Origin of the sequence: Methylobacterium sp. NPDC080182 (genome assembly GCF_050281105.1) — a bacterium.
Taxonomy (GTDB): domain Bacteria; phylum Pseudomonadota; class Alphaproteobacteria; order Rhizobiales; family Beijerinckiaceae; genus Methylobacterium.
The window spans coordinates 1-19,323 of sequence record NZ_JBNNWO010000043.1 but is presented as its reverse complement, the minus strand read 5'-3'; the positions used below and the strand labels follow the sequence as shown (position 1 = coordinate 19,323).

The 19,323-nt window shown below is 62.5% G+C and carries 18 protein-coding genes; 8 read left to right on the top strand and 10 right to left on the bottom strand.

Annotation, left to right across the window (positions count from 1 at the left end; all coding sequences use genetic code 11):
• On the top strand, positions 1 to 445 hold a 445-nt coding region (locus ACQKQD_RS33465; protein WP_427510904.1), incomplete at its 5' end, for a transposase.
• A 191-nt stretch (positions 446 to 636) separates the two neighbouring features.
• On the opposite strand, the gene ACQKQD_RS33460 is transcribed toward ACQKQD_RS33465, so the two are convergent.
• The 3 genes from ACQKQD_RS33460 to ACQKQD_RS33450 all read right to left on the bottom strand — a co-directional run bounded on the left by ACQKQD_RS33460 (position 637) and on the right by ACQKQD_RS33450 (position 3,673).
• The gene (locus ACQKQD_RS33460; protein ID WP_427510903.1) at positions 637 to 1,569 is read right to left on the bottom strand and encodes an aspartate/glutamate racemase family protein; all 933 of its coding nucleotides are present in this window, start codon (positions 1,567 to 1,569) and stop codon (positions 637 to 639) included.
• A gap of 226 nt (positions 1,570 to 1,795) precedes the next feature.
• On the bottom strand, positions 1,796 to 2,710 hold the full coding sequence (locus tag ACQKQD_RS33455) for an amino acid ABC transporter substrate-binding protein (protein ID WP_427510905.1): 915 nt from the start codon (positions 2,708 to 2,710) through the stop codon (positions 1,796 to 1,798).
• A 54-nt stretch (positions 2,711 to 2,764) separates the two neighbouring features.
• Positions 2,765 to 3,673 carry a glutamate racemase gene (locus tag ACQKQD_RS33450; RefSeq protein WP_427510902.1) on the bottom strand — a complete coding sequence of 303 codons (909 nt, stop codon included), beginning with the start codon at positions 3,671 to 3,673 and terminating at the stop codon, positions 2,765 to 2,767.
• A 141-nt stretch (positions 3,674 to 3,814) separates the two neighbouring features.
• On the opposite strand from ACQKQD_RS33450, the gene ACQKQD_RS33445 reads away from it, so the two are divergent.
• The gene (locus ACQKQD_RS33445; RefSeq protein WP_427510901.1) at positions 3,815 to 5,278 is read left to right on the top strand and encodes a PLP-dependent aminotransferase family protein; all 1,464 of its coding nucleotides are present in this window, start codon (positions 3,815 to 3,817) and stop codon (positions 5,276 to 5,278) included.
• Positions 5,279 to 5,590: 312 nt separating this feature from the next.
• Here ACQKQD_RS33445 and ACQKQD_RS33440 read toward each other — a convergent pair whose 3' ends face one another.
• Complete coding sequence (locus ACQKQD_RS33440) at positions 5,591 to 6,595, bottom strand: LysR substrate-binding domain-containing protein (protein ID WP_427510900.1); 1,005 nt, start codon at positions 6,593 to 6,595, stop codon at positions 5,591 to 5,593.
• A 74-nt stretch (positions 6,596 to 6,669) separates the two neighbouring features.
• Between ACQKQD_RS33440 and ACQKQD_RS33435 the strand changes: the two genes are divergently transcribed.
• On the top strand, positions 6,670 to 8,052 hold the full coding sequence (locus ACQKQD_RS33435; protein WP_427510899.1) for an MFS transporter: 1,383 nt from the start codon (positions 6,670 to 6,672) through the stop codon (positions 8,050 to 8,052).
• 181 nt (positions 8,053 to 8,233) lie between these two features.
• Here ACQKQD_RS33435 and ACQKQD_RS33430 read toward each other — a convergent pair whose 3' ends face one another.
• On the bottom strand, positions 8,234 to 8,752 hold the full coding sequence (locus tag ACQKQD_RS33430) for an N-acetyltransferase family protein (RefSeq protein ID WP_427510898.1): 519 nt from the start codon (positions 8,750 to 8,752) through the stop codon (positions 8,234 to 8,236).
• Between the two features lie 274 nt (positions 8,753 to 9,026).
• On the opposite strand from ACQKQD_RS33430, the gene ACQKQD_RS33425 reads away from it, so the two are divergent.
• The 3 genes from ACQKQD_RS33425 to ACQKQD_RS33415 all read left to right on the top strand — a co-directional run bounded on the left by ACQKQD_RS33425 (position 9,027) and on the right by ACQKQD_RS33415 (position 12,957).
• Positions 9,027 to 9,677 carry a uridine kinase gene (locus ACQKQD_RS33425; protein WP_427510897.1) on the top strand — a complete coding sequence of 217 codons (651 nt, stop codon included), beginning with the start codon at positions 9,027 to 9,029 and terminating at the stop codon, positions 9,675 to 9,677.
• Positions 9,678 to 9,807: 130 nt separating this feature from the next.
• The gene (locus tag ACQKQD_RS33420; RefSeq protein WP_427510896.1) at positions 9,808 to 10,296 is read left to right on the top strand and encodes a GNAT family N-acetyltransferase; all 489 of its coding nucleotides are present in this window, start codon (positions 9,808 to 9,810) and stop codon (positions 10,294 to 10,296) included.
• A 549-nt stretch (positions 10,297 to 10,845) separates the two neighbouring features.
• Positions 10,846 to 12,957 (top strand): TonB-dependent receptor, encoded by a 2,112-nt coding sequence (locus tag ACQKQD_RS33415; protein ID WP_427510895.1) that lies wholly within the window; start codon positions 10,846 to 10,848, stop codon positions 12,955 to 12,957.
• A 100-nt stretch (positions 12,958 to 13,057) separates the two neighbouring features.
• On the opposite strand, the gene ACQKQD_RS33410 is transcribed toward ACQKQD_RS33415, so the two are convergent.
• Both ACQKQD_RS33410 and ACQKQD_RS33405 read right to left on the bottom strand, forming a co-directional pair.
• The gene (locus tag ACQKQD_RS33410) at positions 13,058 to 13,627 is read right to left on the bottom strand and encodes a hypothetical protein (protein WP_427510894.1); all 570 of its coding nucleotides are present in this window, start codon (positions 13,625 to 13,627) and stop codon (positions 13,058 to 13,060) included.
• Positions 13,628 to 13,992: 365 nt separating this feature from the next.
• Positions 13,993 to 15,219: an MFS transporter gene (locus tag ACQKQD_RS33405; RefSeq protein ID WP_427510893.1), complete on the bottom strand. Its 1,227-nt coding sequence runs from the start codon at positions 15,217 to 15,219 to the stop codon at positions 13,993 to 13,995.
• A 105-nt stretch (positions 15,220 to 15,324) separates the two neighbouring features.
• On the opposite strand from ACQKQD_RS33405, the gene ACQKQD_RS33400 reads away from it, so the two are divergent.
• The gene (locus ACQKQD_RS33400) at positions 15,325 to 16,218 is read left to right on the top strand and encodes a LysR family transcriptional regulator (protein WP_427510892.1); all 894 of its coding nucleotides are present in this window, start codon (positions 15,325 to 15,327) and stop codon (positions 16,216 to 16,218) included.
• A 203-nt stretch (positions 16,219 to 16,421) separates the two neighbouring features.
• Here ACQKQD_RS33400 and ACQKQD_RS33395 read toward each other — a convergent pair whose 3' ends face one another.
• The 3 genes from ACQKQD_RS33395 to ACQKQD_RS33385 form a co-directional block, all read right to left on the bottom strand.
• Positions 16,422 to 17,294: an EamA family transporter gene (locus ACQKQD_RS33395; protein ID WP_427510891.1), complete on the bottom strand. Its 873-nt coding sequence runs from the start codon at positions 17,292 to 17,294 to the stop codon at positions 16,422 to 16,424.
• A 211-nt stretch (positions 17,295 to 17,505) separates the two neighbouring features.
• The gene (locus ACQKQD_RS33390; RefSeq protein WP_427510890.1) at positions 17,506 to 18,036 is read right to left on the bottom strand and encodes a chromate transporter; all 531 of its coding nucleotides are present in this window, start codon (positions 18,034 to 18,036) and stop codon (positions 17,506 to 17,508) included.
• Positions 18,033 to 18,605 (bottom strand): chromate transporter, encoded by a 573-nt coding sequence (locus ACQKQD_RS33385; RefSeq protein WP_427510889.1) that lies wholly within the window; start codon positions 18,603 to 18,605, stop codon positions 18,033 to 18,035. Before ACQKQD_RS33385 ends, ACQKQD_RS33390 begins: the two co-directional genes overlap by 4 nt.
• Before the next feature lie 77 nt (positions 18,606 to 18,682).
• Here ACQKQD_RS33385 and ACQKQD_RS33380 point away from each other — a divergent pair, with 77 nt between their 5' ends.
• Positions 18,683 to 19,255: a LysR family transcriptional regulator gene (locus ACQKQD_RS33380; RefSeq protein WP_427510888.1), complete on the top strand. Its 573-nt coding sequence runs from the start codon at positions 18,683 to 18,685 to the stop codon at positions 19,253 to 19,255.
• Positions 19,256 to 19,323 lie beyond the last annotated feature (68 nt).

Sequence of the window (19,323 nt, the reverse complement as noted above, 5' to 3'; positions counted from 1 at the left end):
GCGCTTCGGCAAGGATGATTTCCTCTACCGTCGTCAGGACAATACCTACCGATGTCCGGCGGGTCAGACGCTCTTCCATCGCTACACCTCGGTCGAGAATGGCCTGACCCTGCATCGGTACTGGACGAATGTCTGCTCGGCCTGCGCGATGAAGGGAGCCTGCACGACAGGCAAGGAGCGCCGGGTGACCCGGTGGGAGCACGAGGACGTGCTGGAGGCCGTGCAGCGCCGGTTGGACAGCGATCCGCTGGCCATGCGGGTCCGGCGCGAGACGGTCGAGCACCCCTTCGGCACGCTGAAGGCGCGGATGGGGGCGACGCACTTCTTGACCAAGACCTTGCCGCGCGTCTCGATCGAGATGGCACTCCAGGTCCTGGCCTACAATCTGACGCGCGTTCTCAACCTTATGGGAAGCCGAAAGCTCCTGGCAGCGATCCCCGCCTGAGCGAGGGCCTTGGATTACTCACTGAGAGGCTAAATAGCCGTTCAACAGCGCCTTCATCTCAAACAGATCGTCACACGGCCACAAAAGATCGCTCCAAGCGATGGACCGCCCATTCTCGCAAGATTGGGGCGGCACCCCAGCACAAAACCCATACCCGGCGTTTTGACACGGCCTGGGCCCTACTGAGACGTTCAGGGCACTGTTCGTGGAGCCTGATAGCGGACATCCGTCGCTATGAGAGGTCCAGCCTGTGCGTTCACATGAGCCTTGTGGCTGACGTATTTAGCAATCTGCTCGTGGGAATGGATTTTCAGAATATCTTTGACGTTGAGATCATCGAATGCCCGCGAACGAGTTTTCAGCTGTATGACCAGCGTCGAGATGTCGAAGCAGTCATCCGCGAGGCATTCCATCGGATCGATGAAGCGCAGTGACGGTCTTTGACGGCGCAGTGTCTCACCGATGAGGGAAATCTCTGTGCAGGCGCAGACGAACGTGTCGACTCCTTCGTGCGTCAGGCGATCGACGGCTTGAAGAATCTTGTCAAGCGCGATGTCGTGCCGGCCCGCCTTGAGCCCGTCGCTCCGCCGTTCGGTGTGAGCCCGCCCGTCCTCTCGGCTTCCGTAGATCGCGGATTGGATCAGCCGCTCCTGATCTCGATCGGCTGGCGCGACGAATGTCAGATCGCCTGCCTCCGCGTGATTCAGAAAGACGCCCGTCCTGATCGTCGGCGTCGTTCCGAGCAGGCCGACAGTGGTGCAATCGCCGGCATGCAACGACCGCAGGGTGCTGGCGATGATGTCGATGACGTAAACCGCCGTCCGCGATTGGTAGTCGGCGCGGAAGTAGTGAGACGTGTTAGATGGAAGCGCTGCCAGGAAGCAGCCGGCCTTCTCCAACACGCGGCAGCTCTCGACGATGCCGATAGTTGGGGACGGTCCATCGTCGAAGATCGCGGACGTCCGATCCGTGATGAGAGGATTTTTGACAACGAGCATCGGCAGGAAGTCCTGGTCGCGTGTGGCGCCCTCCCGGATCGCGCGCAACCGGATCAGCTTCTGGAGGAACTCGTCCGCTTCGGGGCCGACGTTGCCGATGATCCCGAGGATTGGTTCGTACTGCATGGATCGCCTCATCGTTGACGAGCGGTCGGGATTGCCGACGCGCTACCCGCGGGTGGAGCGTCCTCCACCCCGACCGCAGCCCTCCGGCTCGATGCCGTTGAGGGCGACTTCCCCGCGCTCCCGCGACTCCGCCTCCAGCGAGGCACCTCCCCGGTCATCACGGATTTGTAAGCTGCTATCGAACGTTGGTGCCGAGCACGGTCGCGGCGCCGACCCTTCGTCCGTTCTACTCGTAGGCGTCGGGCTTGGCCGACGATGTTGGGTTCTTGAAGGCCCGGCGCAGGGGCTCGGACAGGGGGATCTGAAGGTTTGTGCCGCGGGGCGGGAGCGCGCTCTCGAACCAGCGGTGGTAGATGGCGAGCATCTTCTCGGTCGGGTACAGCGCCCTCGTCGCCTCGTCGACCAGCCACTTGAACTGCTGGTCGTCCCTCCTGAACACGACGGCCAGGGGCTCGGGGTGGGAATACGCCGCCTTAGAGATCTCAAAGGCCGACGGGTCCTTCGCGTTGGCGATGAGCCCAGCCAGCACGATGTCGTCCATGAAGAACGCCTTTGCGCGGCCGCTGTCCAAGTTCAGAAACGCTTCCGCGTGGTCGCTCGCCGTAAGGATGGTCAGGTTCAGGCCTGCGTCCTTGTTAAGCCGGTGCAGTTCCTTGATGTTGGTCGTCCCGGCAGTCGAGACGACGGTGGCGTCTCTCAAGTCTTCGAGGCGATCCAACGGGACCGTATTCTTGTGCGCGAACCGGGCTGCGGTCAGGAAATACGTTTCAGAGAACGCGACCTGCTTCTGTCGATCTTCGTTGTTGGTCGTCGAGCCGCACTCCAGGTCGATGGTTCCGTTCGCCACCAGCGGCACTCGCGTGGCCGACGTTACCGGAACGTAGCGGATCTCAAGCTTCGGTCGCTGAAGCTTCACCCGCAGGTAATCGATGATCTCGGAGCAGATCTCGATCGCGTAGCCTATCGGCTTCAGGTCGGCGCCGAGATACGACATCGGGATTGACGTTTCGCGGTAGCCCACAGCGATGGCGTTCTGGTCGCTGATTTTCTTGGCAGTCCCCGTCAACGGTTCCGCGTGCGCAGCCATCGTTGAGATAAGCGCACAGACGATTACCAAGATTATTGTTTTTGCGGTGCTCATGAGGGTCATCAAACTCTCGATCTCTCGTATGATATGGCGTTCACGTTCTAAAAATTAGAATTGCACGACGTGCAGCGGCATCGAGATGCCCAATTTCTGAAACATTCTCGAGAAATCTTCGGCCGACAGGTTCTCGTCTTCCGTGACAAGGCCCAGGATCCTGCCCGATCCCGCCGACGAGATCCGGTCCAGGCCCGAGATCACTTCCTGGAGAGGATCGAATAGTTTGATGCCCGGACGTGCGTCCGCGATGTAACGCCTCAGCCAGGGCAGGTGCGTGCTCGACAGCGTCGCGCAGGCGATGGCCGGGATCGTCGCCTCGAGCGTCGCGAAGAAGCGGTCGACTTTGGCCTGCGTACCGGCTTCGTCGAACAGGAAGGCGCCGGTCTCGACGAGATCCACGAGGGCGGAGGCGTTCACGAGATGGACGCGCTCCATCAGATCCTGCGCGTGCAGCCTCGCGTAGTCGCGCAGTTCGGGACTGTCGGTCATGGACTTGACGCCGAGCACGACGACGTCGCCGTCCCCGGCTTGTTCGAGGGCAGCAACGATTGGCGGGCGCACACCGAACACGGGCGTCGAGGTTAGGTCGGCCAGCGCGTCGAGCACCGTGATGGACGGCGCGTTCGACGCCATGAGGATCGCGGCTGGGTCAAATCCGTCCAGAAACGCCAGCGTCCGCTCCATGATCGTGAGCAGATGGGACCGGCTTTTGTCTCCGTAGGGAAAGCTGGCCCGGTCGGCGAAGTAGACGATGTCCTGTGCCGGGAAGATCCGACCGATCTCCCGGACCGCCGCGTAGCTTCCGATCCCGGCGTCGAAGACGGCGATCGGGCGATGAAGTGGTGTCGGAAGCAATGGATGTATGGTTGCCATGCCAAAAACTCGAGCTGAATTGACCGGCTCGGTGCGAGCTGACCGGCCGCGTGTTCCAAAATTCAGGTTTTCCTGAATCACGATCATCGGCCGTGGATCTTTGTTCCGCGCCGCTAGACGGGAGCGCCGGCCGTGGAGATTGCTGGATGCCTTGCTATGGTGGCCACCAGATTTGAAGGGCCACATAGGCTGGGCTCGGATGGACCACTTGGAGATCTTTGACCTCTCATGGCGCGCGTATCGAACCCGCTGCCACTGACGGTAGAGCCGCTTCGCGCCCAGCAGCCGAAGGGGCGCTGGGTCCTCGACGCGCTTCGTTCAGCGATCCGGGAGGGGCGTGTCCGCCCCGGCGATCAGATCCCGAGCAGTCGCGATCTGGCGCGGCAGTGGGGCATCAGTCGCGGGCTGATCAACGCGGCCTACGAGGCGCTGCAAGCGGAGGACATCATCTACAGTAAGCAGGGGTCGGGCACCTACGTGCGCCGAGCCATCGAACAGAACCCGGCAGTCGAGGTTCCCGTGCGCGACGAGCCGTTGGTCGATCCGAACGTGCGGACGGCTCGTCACAGGATCCAAGCCCACCGTCCGTTCATATCGCGCGAAACCGATGTCGCGGAGTTCCCGGTCCAGATCTGGAAAAGGATCATCGGGCAGATCCTGGCCGAGGGGGCGGAAGAGCTTATGTCCGCAATCGACGTCGATGGATATGCCGGCCTTCGCGAGCAGATTGCGATCTATCTCGGTGCCTCCCGCGGGATCAGATGCGAGGCAGGTTCGATCATCATCACAACCGGGATTAGGCACAGCCTGGACGTATGCCTAAGGGCGCTTAGGGATCGCGATGGCCCGGTCTGGATGGAGGAGCCCGGTTACGCCGGCGCCGCGCAACTCATCGCGCTGAACGGGATGCGGGCGATCGGGCTTCCGGTTGACCGGGACGGCGGGGACTTCGGTGCCGCTGACGAGACCGCCCGGCGATCCAGGATGGGCATCGTCACCCCATCGCATCAGTCTCCGCTCGGCGTCCGCTTGTCCTACCAGCGGCGCGAAAGCTTGTTGGCCTGGGCTCAGCGGTCCGATGCCTACCTGTTCGAGGACGATTACGATAGCGAGTTCGCGTTCGATGCCCTGAGGTTGCCGGCCCTGAAGGCGATGGATGCCGACGATCGCGTCATCTACGCGGGCAGCTTCAACAAGCTGCTCTTCCCGACCCTGAGGATCGGCTACATGGTCGTGCCGGAGCGGCTGAAGGACGCTGTGAGTGCGGTTCGCTTCGAGGCCGGGCGCAGCAACAGTGCACTGGAACAGCATGCCGTCAGTCGCTTCATCAGCGAGGGCCATCTCGGGCGGCACATCCGTAGGCTGACGACAATCTACGAGCGTAAGGCGGCGCTAGTCTACAAGGCCCTTTGCCAGGGATACGGCGGCCCCCTCGACGCGCTCGGACGACACGGCGGTTTTCACTTCCTGCTGGTGATGCCTGCGGGAACCTGCGTCAATCGACTAAAAGACGCGTGCACCCGGAACGACATGACGGCACACATCGTGAGCGTGCCCAGCGCAACCGAGCGCGGCGAGGCCGATGACTTGAACGGGATCGTAATTGGGTACTCGTCGCTCCCAAGCGACGCGCTAGTCCGCTACGGCACCCGCCTCGGCGCGCTCCTCCGGGAGGCTGTGCAACGCCGGTAGGGGGCGCATGGCTCGACCGTGGTCGGCGGCTCGGGAGGCCAGCCCGTCGTCGCGCTGGCCGACGAGGCAGCCAAACTGGGATTTAGCGCGTGTGATAATCGCGACGATCCAGGAGGGGCAGTCAGATGCGTTACGGCATAGACATCACTATGTGCCAGATCGGATAATTCAGTCCGCTTCTGAGGTGAGCCTTCTCTAAAGCGGATGTTCCGCATCGGGTGGTTTTGCGACGGTCTGCTTCCGGCGAAAAAGGGTGGAAAAGCGGACAGTGGCAAACGGGGACCGAAGGGCTTTTGCGACTGAAGGTTGCTATCACGTCACGACAGTCGGGTACTCGTTGTGTGGCTTGGCTGCGGCCGGGTGCGACTGCCTCTCGGCAGCGAGCGGCGCCAACGCGGCGGAACTCCTTTCGGCGGCTTCGACGACCCAGCGCACGAAGGCGCGGACACGGGCGTTGCCAATCTGAGCCGCCGACCAGGTTGCGACCTGAACCTTGGCGCTGGGCATATCCCACTCAGGAGGAAGCACTCGGCTGAGGCGCCCTTCCGCAAGGGCATCCGCACAGAGGAGAGAGCGAACGAGAGCAGCGCCTGCGCCTTCGATCGCACTGCCGATGGCCGGTCCGATATCGTCGAGACGCAGTCCCCGCGGTACAGGGACTGTATATCCCAAGCGCTCGAACCAAGTTCGCCAAGCCCATTCCGATGCCGCACCGAGCCCGGCATCCTGCCCCTTGTGTAGCAACGGGAGACGCAGCAGCGCCGTGAGGTCGCCGCGGGCGACCTCACGGCTCAACAGATCGGTTCGGCAAACCGGGAAGACGGTCTCACGCGGGAGCAAACACCGAGTGCTGCTCGCCCGAGCCTCCGTGACGGGCAGCCAGAGAAGGCGCACATCCAGGCTGGCGGCCCGAACCGCATCGCAGTTCGGCAGCAGAACCAGTTCCACGTCGGTGTCGGGATGGGCCTCCATGAAGGCTGGCAAACGTCGGACGAGCCAATACTGAGCGACCGCTGACCCGACGCCGACTTGCAATCGTTCAGGCCCCGTCGCAGCACGGCAGCGCGTCCGCAAACTCGCCATCCCAGCGAGAACCTCCGCGAAGCCCTCGGCCAAGGCTAGCCCTGCCGCAGTTGGTTGGAGGCCGGGATGAAGGCGTCGAAGCAGAGGCGTCCCGACGAAAGCCTCTAACCGGCGCAGACGATGGCTCACAGCGCTCTGTGTCACGCCGAGTTCCGCCGCCGCCAGGGTCATGCTGCCGTGTCGCAGCACGGCCTCGAAGGCAACCAGCGCGTCGAAAGGGGGTAAGCCACGCATCGAGCCTGCATGAACCAAATTCATGGCCGAGTGAAGGGTTGGAAGTTGGTTCGCCTCCGCCTTCGCCTCATGCCATGAGGATGGCATCCACCGGACCGCATTCGCAGGCAAAGCCTCTAGGCTGGCTTTCTCCTACCCTGGGGACCGCCCGGACCCTGACCATCGCCACTTGCCTACCTCAGCTCGACCTAACGGCGGTGGCCCTCATCTTGCCGGCAATCGCCGCGGCCTTCGATCTCGACGTGGCGGCGGCCGCCTGGGTCGCCGAGACGTACAGCGTGGCCTTCATGAGCACGCTGCTGATCGCGGGGGCACTGGCGGACCGATACGGCCGACGCCGTGTACTGCTGGCCGGCAACATGGCTTTCGCCGTCACGTCCCTCGGCTGCGCTTTCGCCGGGGGCTCGGCTACACTCTGCGCGGCGCGAGCATTGCAAGGAGCGTCCGCAGCCTTCGTCATCACCGGGGCATTAGCCTCGCTTTCCTTAGCCTATCCGCGTCCCACTGAGCGGGCGCGAGCCTTCGGACTGCTGGGCATGACGACCGGGGCCGCCATGGTCCTGGGGCCGAGTTTCGGAGGATTTCTCGCTGCCGCGTTCGGCTGGCGAGCGGTGTTTCTCGTCAACTTGCCGATCTGTCTTGCGGTCGCGCGCACTGTTCCTCTGAGGGTGTCAGAGACGTTCGATCCCGAGGGCAGGCCCCTGGACATTCCCGGGGTCGCCCTCTTGAGCGGCAGCCTCCTCGCGTGTGTGCTGGCCCTGCTGGATGGAAGCGCCTCGGTCCTGACCCGCGCCATGCTGCTGTCCGGCGCCCTCGGCCTAGGCTTTCTTTTCGTCCGCAGGCAATTCCGCCAAACGCGCCCGATGCTTGATCCGGCACTCGTCACGCGGCGCGAGCCTCTTGGCATTGCCTGCGTGCTCGTGGCCCTCTCAATCGGATACTGGTCCGTCCTAGTCTACCTGCCGTTAGCTCTCAAAGCCGTCTATGCAATCAGCACCGAGGCGATCGGGTTGGCGATGCTCGCGCTGACTATGCCGATGCTGGGGCTGCCACCGCTCGGTGCACGCCTCGCCGTCCTATGGGGATGGCCGAGGCTTTTCGCCTTTGGTCTCTTGGTTCTAGCGGCGGGTACGACCGCGCTGGCCCTGATGCTCCATTGGCACCGGCCCCTCGCCGAAACGCTCACCGCGATGTTGGTTGCCGCGAGCGGCGCCGGCTTAATCAACGCGCAAGTCTCCAGCGCTCTGATCGCTTCGGGACCAGCCGCACAGGCCGGGATGACATCAAGCTTCTCATCGACCCTTCGCCAGATCGGCTTCGCCCTCGGCATCGCGTTGCTAGGCGCAGTTGAGAGCACCGGGACAGAAGGAGGTTCATTCGCCTTGGCGTTTGCCGTTGCAGCATCGGCGGCTGTTCTCGGTGCCTTTGCCATCATGGCCGCTCGTCAAGCTGGCTAACCGCGGTCCACAACGATCTAGAGTTCGAGCCGAACGGCTGCTTTGGAGAAGCCTCGACAGCGGTGTGGATGGCTTGGTTGGGTCGCTTGCGGAAGGACCGCTCGGGGTGGATTTCTGCCGGTCCGCTTTGGGGCGGAGGATGCTTCGATGCGGACGCATTCGCGGAAGCCGCTCGCAGCTACTAGGCTACGTCTAACCGACAGCTAAAATCGATAACCATAAGCGCTTCATCGTAGTAGGTATTTCCATACTTCGATGCCTTGTATTCTACGCCGAATTCTCGAAATCCGGAACTTTCGTAGAGCTTTTTCGCAGGACAATTGTCTTTGACCACGCTTAACTGAACTATCTCCACACTACCGCGAGCAACGTCTAAAATAGCGCCTAGCAAAAGTCGCCCAATGCCAAGATTTCTAACCTTTGGCTGAACGAACATTCCCCATAACCTGCCTTTATGAAGATTGGGCTGCCCCTGCTGAACCGCAAATCCCGCTGTTCCAACAAGTTGGTTATTGCGGATAGCCCCTAGAACGTGAGCATCTGCAAGTCGCCCAGCGAACCAATCTAAGTCTAGCTTATCTTCCAGTTCGAATGTGCTGCGCAGCAATTCCGGTGCCGATTTCAGTGCCTCCAAGCGGATTGCCTTGAAGGCGGCCGCATCATCCCGGCCCAAGCGCTTGATGTTAACTTCCGGGTTCAAGGCTAGTATCCTCTGCGAAGTGCCCCACAGCACTTTATATTTTGCCGCAAGTAACAGAGTTTTTTCATACCAGGCCGAGGGCATCGGGCGGATGTCAACTTTTAGCGAGCCCCGACGGCTCTGGTACGTCTGGCTAGGGTTGCAAGCCGTAGGAACGCTGTGGCTAGAGAAACGACCGCACGCTACGAAGCAGGATTGGCCTAAAGCCGGCGCTGCGAGCGGTGGAATGGGTCCGATGGAAATTGATTGTCCCGTGTCGCGTGGAGGTCCAATTGTGACAGCTGTTGATCGTATCGCAGCCCACCTCGATGCTCAGCCGAAGCGCGGGCTCATGGTGGGCGTAGACGGCGTAGACGGCGTCGGCAAAACGACCTTCGCCGATGATCTTGGGGACGCGCTGCGGGCACGCGGACGCGAGGTCATCCGCAGTTCGGTAGATGGGTTCCACAATCCTCGTTCAGTTCGCTACCATCTCGGTCGATTGTCGGCCGAAGGCTTCTACCGCCATTCCTACAACTACCCGCTTCTCCAACGCGTGCTGCTGCAACCGCTGACGGCGCAGGGTCCCCGGCGCTTCAGGTTCGCTGCTTTCGATCATGCAACGGACAGGCCGATCGAGGCAAAGGAGCAAATCGCGTCCGACGACGCGATCCTTGTATTCGACGGACTGTTTCTGCATCGGCCGGAGTTGCGCGGCTACTGGGACTTCACGGTCTTCCTTGATGCGCCGTTCGAGGTCACCATCCCCAGGGGAGCAAGCCGAGGTCCGGGGTTCGGCGATCCCGATCCTGCAGCGACATCAAACCAACGCTACATCGCAGGCAACAGGATCTATTTCGAAGAATGCAAACCTAGGCAGGCCGCCTCCGTGGTGATTGACCATTCGGATCTTGCCCGGTCGAATATTGTCACATGGAATGACTAGCGTTGAAAGCGCTGCCATGGGTACGACGATTAGAACAAGTGGGATGTCTGCTTCGTGGAAGTACAGGTAGCGCCCTCAATGGCTGGGTTGGATAGCTAGCGGGTGGCCTATCAGCTAGAAACAATGGGCCATGAACACGCGCCTTGCTACACCAAGAGATGCCGAGGCTGGTAGCAGCGTCCTCCGGCGGTCAATCTCCGAACTCTGCCATGCCGACCACGCCGGCGATCCGGCTACCATCGCGGCATGGACGGCCAATAAGACCCCTGACAGTTGGCTCGCTTGGCTGGCCCAACCCGGCGCATCGCTTCTCGTGATCGAGCGTGCGACCGAGATCATCGGTGTGGGTATGGTCGATAGAGGGGGGACAATCCTACTCAACTACGTCGCACCGGAAGCTAGATACCAAGGGGTCAGCACTGCGCTCCTTGAGGCGATGGAAGATGTCAGCGCCCAACATGGGGTCGCGATGTGTCTGCTGGAGAGCACGAAGACGGCGGAGCGGTTCTACCTCGCGCGAGGCTATCGACCACTAGAGGGGTATATCTCCATGGTCATGGCTAAGCCTCTGGCAGAGACACTCGCAGATCACCCCAAACCGAAACAGACGGGCGATTGACGAATGTCGGCTTTCGAGATGCTCCGACAGATGTCTAAACGGCTGGGTTGGGTCGGACGCGGAACGACCGTTCAGGGTGGATTGCCGCCGATCTGCTTCTGAGTCGTGATGGCATCGAAGCGGACATCCCTTCCGAATGGTATCTCACCACCGTGCAGACAAGATCCACTACCGTGTCTGAATGTTTATCCTTCATAGCGAATAGAAATTTGATCCATATAAGCAAGTTATTTGTATTGTAGCGATCGAGTCTGTGGTAGTTCGAAATTTTTAATCGCAAGATTGGCGTGTTTATAATTATTCTATTTTAATAATGAAACATTCGAGCAACAGACTCGCCATTTCTCATTTCTTATTAAATTTCCGCATTGCTTAGCTGCGCGATTTGGGCAAGTAACTAACGCGAGGAACTTTCAGATAAGAGCCTCTTAATAACTTAAGTCTATCTAGAGTTGTGTTGAGATGCGGCTTCTGGAAATATGCTACACCGTACCTAAGACGGGGCGAGAATTTGGCGTTTGGCTTGCGCTTCTTGGCTCGATTGGTGGCATGTCTGACGCCATCGCACAGGAGGTACAGCTCGATGAAATCTCGGTGGAGGCACGAGGTCAGGGACGGAGCGTTCCGCTCGCTTCGACCGCGATCGTTGGACCGCCGCCGCCCGCCTATCCCGGGGGCGTGGTCGGCTCGGGCTCGCGGCTCGGGCTACTCGGCAACCGAAACGTCTTCGATCAGCCCTTCAGCTCGACCAGCTACACGGATAAGCTCATCCGTGACCAGCAGGCCCGCAACGTTCAGGACGTCGCCAACAACGATCCGTCCATCCGCACCAACGTACCGGCCTTCTCCGGCATCCTCGGCTTCTTCATCCGCGGTTTTCCGGTCTTCGCCCAGGACATTGCCTTCAACGGCCTGTTCGGCGTCGCCGATGCCTTCAACCCGGCGATCGAGCCGATCGAGCGCGTCGAGGTGCTCCGCGGGCCCTCCACGCTGCTGTCGGGCGTCCCGCCCTTCGGCAATATCGGCGGCATCATCAATCTGATCCCGAAGCGCGCCAGTGAGGAGCCGCTCAACCGCGTCACCCTCGGCTACAGCTCGGACGCCCAGGTCTACAAGGCCGTCGATGTGAGCCGCCGCTTCGGCGACGCGAAGGAGTGGGGCATCCGCTTCAACGGGGCCTTCAACAACGGCAACACCCCAATCGACAACCAGAGCGTCCATTTCGGCGTCGCGGCTCTCGCCCTCGACTATCGCGGCGAGCGCCTGCGGGTGAGCCTCGATCTCGGATATCAGGAACTCGACTTCACTTCGCCGCTGCGCAACCGCAACGTGGCGGCAGGCGTGCGCATCCCCCGCGCGCCGGACCTGACCCTGAACCAGCAGCAGCCGTGGGAGTATCGCGACAGCGCCAACCAGCAGCTTGCCACGCGGATCGAGTACGATCTCACCCCCGATCTCACCGTCTACGGCGCCTACGGCGCCTCGAATTTCCGTCAGGAGTACTTAGGCGGTGTCCTGACCATCTTCAACGCCCGGGGTGATTATCGCGACCCGGTCAGCTTCCTGCCGTTCCACATCGTCAACCAGACGGCGGAGGCGGGACTGCGCGGCACCGTCGAGACCGGACCCATTAAGCACAGCTTCGGCTTGGCCGCGGTTGGGTTCTGGCAGGACCTCGCCCAGCCGCCGGCGCAGAATGTCGGCGCGACGATCGTTTCGAACCTCTACGCTCCGGTCTATGCCCCCCCGCGCTCGACCCTCGGCCTGTCGGATGCGACGCCGCGCACGTCGAGCCGGATCAACCGCAGCATCGCCATCGCCGACACCCTGTCAATCTTCGACGACCGCGTGTTGCTCACGCTTGGCGGCCGGTGGCAGAGCCTCGATGTGAACTCCTACAACCCGGTCACAGGGTTCCGGGCCGGCTCGAGCGAAAGTGGCGCCTTCTCTCCGGGCGTCGGCCTCGTGGTGAAGCCGTGGGAGCGCCTCTCACTCTACGCCAACTACATCGAAGGTCTGACCTCGCCGGCCCCACCTGTGAATGCGGTCAATGCCAGCGCGGCCTTCCCGGCGTTCGTCTCCCGTCAGACTGAAGTCGGCGCCAAGTACGATTTCGGCGCCGTCGGCGTCGGCTTCGCGGCTTTCGAGATCGAGCAGCCGTCCGGCTTCCTCGACGCCCGCACCCTCGTGTTCTCGGTCGACGGACGCCAGCGCAACAGCGGCGTCGAGCTCACCGTATTTGGCGAACCGGCGCCGGGCATTCGCGTTCTCGGCGGCGTCAGCCTACTCGACGGCGTACAGGTGCGGGCCCAGGATCCCCGCAACGTCGGCCGCGTCGCAGTCGGCGTGCCGGACGTGCAGCTCAACCTCTACGGCGAGTACGACCTGCCGCCGGGCTTCATCCCAGGCCTGACGGTCACCGGCCGGGTGATCTACACGTCGGCGCAGTACTACGACCTCGCCAACAGCCAGAAGATCCCGGATTGGGCGACACTCGATGTCGGCCTGCGCTACGCTACCACCTTCCAGGACCGACCGCTGACGCTTCGGGCGAACGTCGTCAACGCAACCGGCAACAACTACTGGGCGTCGACAGGCCGAGGCATTCTCAGCCAGGGCACCCCGCGAACTTTCCTGCTCTCTGCGTCGATCGACTTCTGACGATGCGGTTGTCTTAGCGACGGCCTGCTTCCCAATCAACAGGACGTTGAAACGGACACCGCACCTCCCCCGCTAAGGTCCTCTGTCATCAGCCGAAGTCCTATCCCGCGAACGGGGCTACTGCCCATGCCATGCCGGGCTTCAGATTGTCCCGCGTTCCTGCGATCCACTCAGCTAAAGGCACCAGCCGAAGGCCGTAGGGCTCGGCCATACCCTGCGCCTCCGAAACATACGGTGCATGATCGCCGGGGCGATGGACGACTTGAACAACATGCGTGATGCCACGAGGGCGAGGGTGGTTCTTCGCCCATGTACCTCCGCCCTGCTGCAAGCCGATCGTCGCAAAGGGCGGCAGTTCCGCAACGGTGATATGGTCACCCGTCATTATGACGCCGGAGCGTCGTTCCAAGTTTTCGATCAGGCGGTCCGACCAAGTGTGAATCGCCGCCACGTCTGCTTCGCTGAAGAGCAGGCGTCCGGCTTTTAGGTTCGCAGCAGCCATACCTTCGGACAGGAGCAGAGCGGTCCAGCCCGAGCAGTCGATGACGGGAGGATGATCGTTCAGCCCGCTCGCCTTGGTTCCCCGCTTATAGCCCACCTGTCCGGTGTACCGCTCCACGAGCGCCCACATCGCTGCGCCTGTTGCGTCGATCCACGAGGCGTCGTTCATGCGCGAGGGACCTTCTCAGGGCTTCGAAGGTAGCCGAGTGAACGTCACTCAACCAGCCTGATCCATAGGCGTCAGACGAGGGAACAGCGTCCGCTTCCGGGAAGAATTGAGCGCCGTGCAGGCGACCGAGTTGGGTCGGTAGGAGCTCGTCCGCTATTCCGGAGGCCCGGCTCCGAACCAGCCATTCCGCTTACGGCCAGCATCAGCCGCCATAGACCGTCTGCGCGAGCGTCTCAGATGGGTGGAAACCAGTCCGGAGGCTTTTGGGAAGGCAACGGCTGAAAGCTGCCACTCGAGATACGTCGCTCGCCGTCCACTGGGCGCGAGCTGGCCGCCGCCGGGCTCTTGCAAAACGCGCGAGCCGGTCACGGTCGGGCCTCTGTAGCGCGGTAGCCCAGTAGGAAGATGACGATCGCGCTGATCCCGAATGTCAGCCCTGAGGCGCAGACGCCTTCCCATCCCCACATGCTCCAGGCAACTCCCGACAGGGCAGATCCGGCCGCCCCCCCAATGAAGAACAGGCCAGTGAAGAGCCCGTTGATCCGGCCGCGCGCTTCGGGCCGGAGAAGGTTGATCGCGCGACGCCCTAAGGTCTGGTCGGCGATGACGCCGAGATCTAGGAGAATGGCAGCGGTCAGGAGAGTTACGAGCGATGTTGCGCGGTTTCCCGTAAAAGCACAACCGCCGAAATAGGCAAGGATCATGGCGACAATGACCGAAGCATGCGCCAACATCGTCGCTGGTCTGGTAGCACCGCGATCCCCCGCCCAGCCGGCGATCGGCGAGATGATCGCCCCTGCTGCCCCCGCGAATGCAAAGAGAGCCATACCCATCTGTCCGAGAGATATCGGAGGCTGAGCGAGACGCAATGCGATGGCTGTCCAGAAAACGCCGAAGGCGCACATGCACATGGCCTGGGTCGCGGCACGATGCCTGAGGATCGGTTCCTGCCTAAGGATCAATCCCAGAGATCCGATCAGCTGCATGTAGCTCGATTTGCCCGCAGGCCGGATCGTAGGGATGAAGCGCGCGAGACCAAGCGCCAACACTGCGACCGCTCCTGCCAGGATGGCGTAGAGCAACCGCCAACCGGCAGCTTCCGTAACGAGACTGGCCAGTGGGCGCGAGAAGAGGATCCCGAGCATCAAACCGCTCATCACATTCCCAATGGCACGCCCCCGCCGTGCTTCGGAGCTCAGCGATGCGGCGATAGGTACGAGCATCTGGATTGCGCTCGTCGACAAGCCGACGAGGAATGACATGCTCAGAAAGACAGCTGCAGTGGGAGCGGCAGCCAGCGTCAGGAGGGCGCAGACGTTGCCGGCAAGGGTAGCGAGAATGAGAGTTCGGTTCTCCGAGAGATCCGTCAACGGGACCAAGAGAAATAGACCCGCTGAATAACCGAGCAGCGTCAAGGTTGTGGCTAGGCCCGAAGTGACGGGGGATAGGCCGATTTCTGGCCCAATGATCCCAACAAGGGGCTGAGAGGCATAGAGCGATAGCACCACGACCCCGACGGCTAACGCAAAGAGGGCGACCGGCGGCGACCCGATATCTCGACCTTCGGGCTGCGGTTTATGATTGGCTCTCAAGGGCAAAACGGTTCCTCCGCCTGAAACCTAAAGCCGTACGGTACTTGAGATCCGAATGATGATAATTGGGCCCATGTCGAAGGCACACTCTCGGAAAAAGTGAGAATGGCGAGCCTGGAGCAATACCGTGCGTACGTTGCGATCATCGAGGCAGGCAGCCTCACCGGAGCAGCGCGCCAGCTGGACTGCTCGCTTCAGACCATCAGTCGGTCCCTCATCGGCCTCGAAGCGGAACTAGGATCGGAGTTGATCCACCGGACGACGCGCCGCCTCCAGCCGACGTCTGTTGGGATGGCCTTCTACGAGCGCATTCGGACTGCGCTGCGGGAGATTGATGAGGCCAGCAGCGAAGTGATGCGTGGCACGTCTGAGATCACTGGCCTGTTCCGAGTGGGCGCGTCCGTCCAATTTGCCCCACGGTACGTGGTCCCGACAACAACCGCCTTCATGCAGCGTCATACCGGCGTCAAAGTCGATCTTGTCCTCTCCGATGCTCTCATGGATCTTCTCGAGCACAGGCTGGACGTCGTCGTGCGGATCGGCGAGCCCGCCTCGTCGTCGCTCAAGTCGAGCCTGCTCGCAAAGCTCAGGCGCGTAGTTGTCGCGACGCCGCAGTATCTTGAACGTCACGGCCGACCGGCGAAGCCAGACGACCTGCGACGGCATTCTTGTGTAGTACGGACATCTGGGCCGGAGGGCGGAGAATGGCCCCTAATTGAAAAAGCGGTAGTGACAAAAATCTCCGTCAAAGGAAGTTTTCGGTGCAATGATGCTGCTGCTGCCAATGCTGCCGTCTTGCAAGGGGTTGGCATCGGTCTGGCGCCACTTTGGCAAGTCAGACCGGAGATCGACCAAGGCCTGTTAGAGCTTTTATTGCCAGATCATGAGCCTCCCCCCATTCCTGTTCACGCAATGTGGGCGGAAAGTTCGGTGATGCCGCTCCGGACCAGGACTTTTGTGGATATGCTTAGGTATCGGATGGCGGGGGAGCGCATCTAGTAAAATGAAATACCGCAGGTGGTACTCATCTAATTTGGCTGCCAAAGGTGGGCAACGAAAGGGCCGTTCAGGGTGAAAACCGGTCCGGCAGCTTTTGGGAAGGCGACGGCGGAAAGCTGCTACTCGCAATACTTCGCTGGCTGTCTCCTCGATGCGAGCGGGTCACCGGGCTCTTGCAGTAACGCGCGGACCGATCACACAAGTCAGCTCCGGCGGAGCAGCACGACGCCGAGTACGAGCACGAGGCAACCGACCAGCCGCCAGCGTCCGACTGCTTCATGGAGGACGAGCATCCCGAGGAGAGCACCGACCATCATCGACATCTCGCGGGCCGGGGCCACCACGCTGAGCGGCGCGCCCATGTCGAGGGCGAGCAATACGAAGATATAGGAGAGTGGCGAGAGCAGTCCGACCGCGACGACGAGGTGCCAGCGGCCCGCCATGCGCGCGAGAGCCAAGTCGGGGTTTCGCAGCACGAGAGGCGCGAGCAGGACGAAGCGCAGCAGGTTCGAGCACCAGTCGAGAATGACGGGATGCACGCCGAGGTCTTTGACCACGTAGGCATCCACAACCGTGTAGGAGGCGATCAGTGCCCCAGTGCCAATCCCCCAGCGTACCCCTGCCTGTCCGCCAGGGCGGCGAAATGCTGTGAGATCACCTTGCGTCGCGATCAAGCCGATGCCGGCGACGACGCCGAAGAGACCGATGACCTTCAGCGACGTCGGCTTCTCGCCGAGCAGGAGAAAGGCGCTGAAGGAGGAGAGCAGCGGCCCCGTACCCCGCGCTGTCGGGTAGACCACCGAGAGGTCGGCGACTTGATACCCGCGCTGGAGGCAGAGGCTGTAGGCGAGGTGAACCAAGCCGCTGAGCACGATGCCGATGGCAGCGGGCCACGTTCGCGGCATCTCATCGTGCAGCCCTAGCCAAACCACCCAGGGGGCGTAGGCCACACAGCAGATGAGGTTGTAGGCAAAGACGAAGCTCGGTCCGGCATCGGCGGACCGCTTCGAGAGCAGGTTCCAGAAGGCGTGGATGAAGGCAGCGGAAACGACGAGGACGAACGGCGCGAACGACATGAGACCTCCGTGCCCGGGATGGGCCTGAGTGGGTCTCGACGTCTCCGCCTCTGGGCTTTTATCCCTCGGGTGCCGCCGTGGGATTGACCACGGTGTCTGCAACGCTCGGTCCAGCGGTGACCATGACGGCCACCCGGAACCCTAGTTGCCACTCTGTCGATGGTTTACGTCTACCGCGCCAGGTCGGTACTCGACAAGATGGGCCGCCCCGTCAGAGCAGCCCGGCGTAGCCAACGAGGGCCGCCACCCCGAGCGGCCAGAGTGGATTGATCCGCGTCATGGATGCCAGGGCTGCCACCCCGGCGGTGATCGCCAACTCGGGCCAGCCGTGCGTGGTGGCACGGGTGAGCAGGTAGGCGCTCGCCGCTACGAGGCCGACCGTCACTGGTGTCAGCCCGCGCTGCACCGCCTCGCGCCAGGGGGCGTCCGCGAACTGCTCCCAGGCGTGCAGCACGGCATAGGTCAGCAGCGCCGCTGGCAGGCAGATCGCGAGCGTCGCCACCACGGCGCCAGCGAGTCCAGCCGCCTGCCAGCCGATCAGCGTCACGATCATCGTGTTCGGGCCGGGCGCGGCCTGCGCGATGGCGAACAGGTCGGCGAAGGTCTCCTCGCTCATCCAGCCCGTCACCTCGACTGCCTGCCGGTGCAACTCCGGGATGATCGTGTTCGCCCCGCCAAAGGCGAGCAGGCTGAGACCGGAAAAGTGCAGCGCGAGAGTGGCGAGTGCGCCCGCCCCCTTCACCGCTCCGTCCTCCCCGTCAGCGCGATGCTGAGCGGCGCGAGGGCGAGCAGCACCCAGACGAGCGGCCAGCGCAGCAGGCCCACGGCGATGAAGGCCATCAGCATGAAGGGCAGCGTCGCAAGCGGTCGCTCCGCGAGGAGCGGTCGCGCGACCTTCACCGTCATCGCCACGATCAGGCCTGCTGCACCGGCTGCGATGCCGGCGAAGGTGCCACGCAGGCCATTGAGGTGGCCGTAGCGCAGGTATAGTTCGCCGAACCCGAGCACGATGGCGAAGGCCGGCAGGACGAGACCGAGCAGGCTGATACAGGCACCCCATGGCCCGCGCAGCTGAGCGCCGACCGCGATGCAGAGGTTGACGATGTTGGGGCCGGGCAGGAACTGGCATAGGGCGAGCGTGCGGGTGAAGCCGTCCGGCGTGAGCCAGCCTCGGCGCTCGACGAGCACGTAGCGCGCCCAGGGCAGTGCGCCGCCGAGTGCGGAAACCGAGATCTTCGCGAAAGCGAGGAACAGCTCACCGAGATGGGGGGCCGGGGGCGCGGAGCGCGCATGATCGAGGGCGGACGTCATGATGCCGGTATGCGATCGTGCCTATCGGCCGACAAACGAGTAATGCTGCGGCGTCATACGAGGAAATCTGACGCGGGATGCGCAGACTGCCGCCGCTCAACGCACTGCGAAGCTTCGAGGCTGCGGCCCGGCTTGGCAGCCTCACGCTCGCCGCGCAGGAACTCGGCGTCACGCATGGTGCGGTGAGCCGGCAGGTACGCATCCTTGAGGACTTCCTCGGTACACCCCTGTTCCGCCGGCTAAACCGACGTATCGAACTCACTGCGACCGCTCTGGCCTACCTGCCTGAGGTCAGCGCAGCGTTGGACCGGCTCTCGGTCGCCACGGCGGCGCACCGAACCCGGCGCGAACCCCGACTCCTGCGGATCAACGCAACACCGACCTTCACCCTGCGCTGGCTCATCCCGCGACTGTCGGCCTTCCAGCGGCTGAACCCAGGGATCGAGGTCCGTCTCACCACCTCGAACGACCCGCTGGACGCCATCCTAGAGCCCTTCGACCTCGCCATCCGGCGCGGCCCGTCCGAGCAGATGGGTTTCGTCTCACGGTGGACGTTGGCGGATGACCGGGCTCCTGTCTGCTGCCCGACGCTAGTGGAGCGAGAGCCGATCGCGACCGTCGCAGAGGTTGTGTCCCCTGGCGTGGTGTAGCTTCGGCGTGGCCACCACGATCACCGGCCGGGGCCGGATTGATCAGGCTGCCAGGTTGGGCAGGCTGA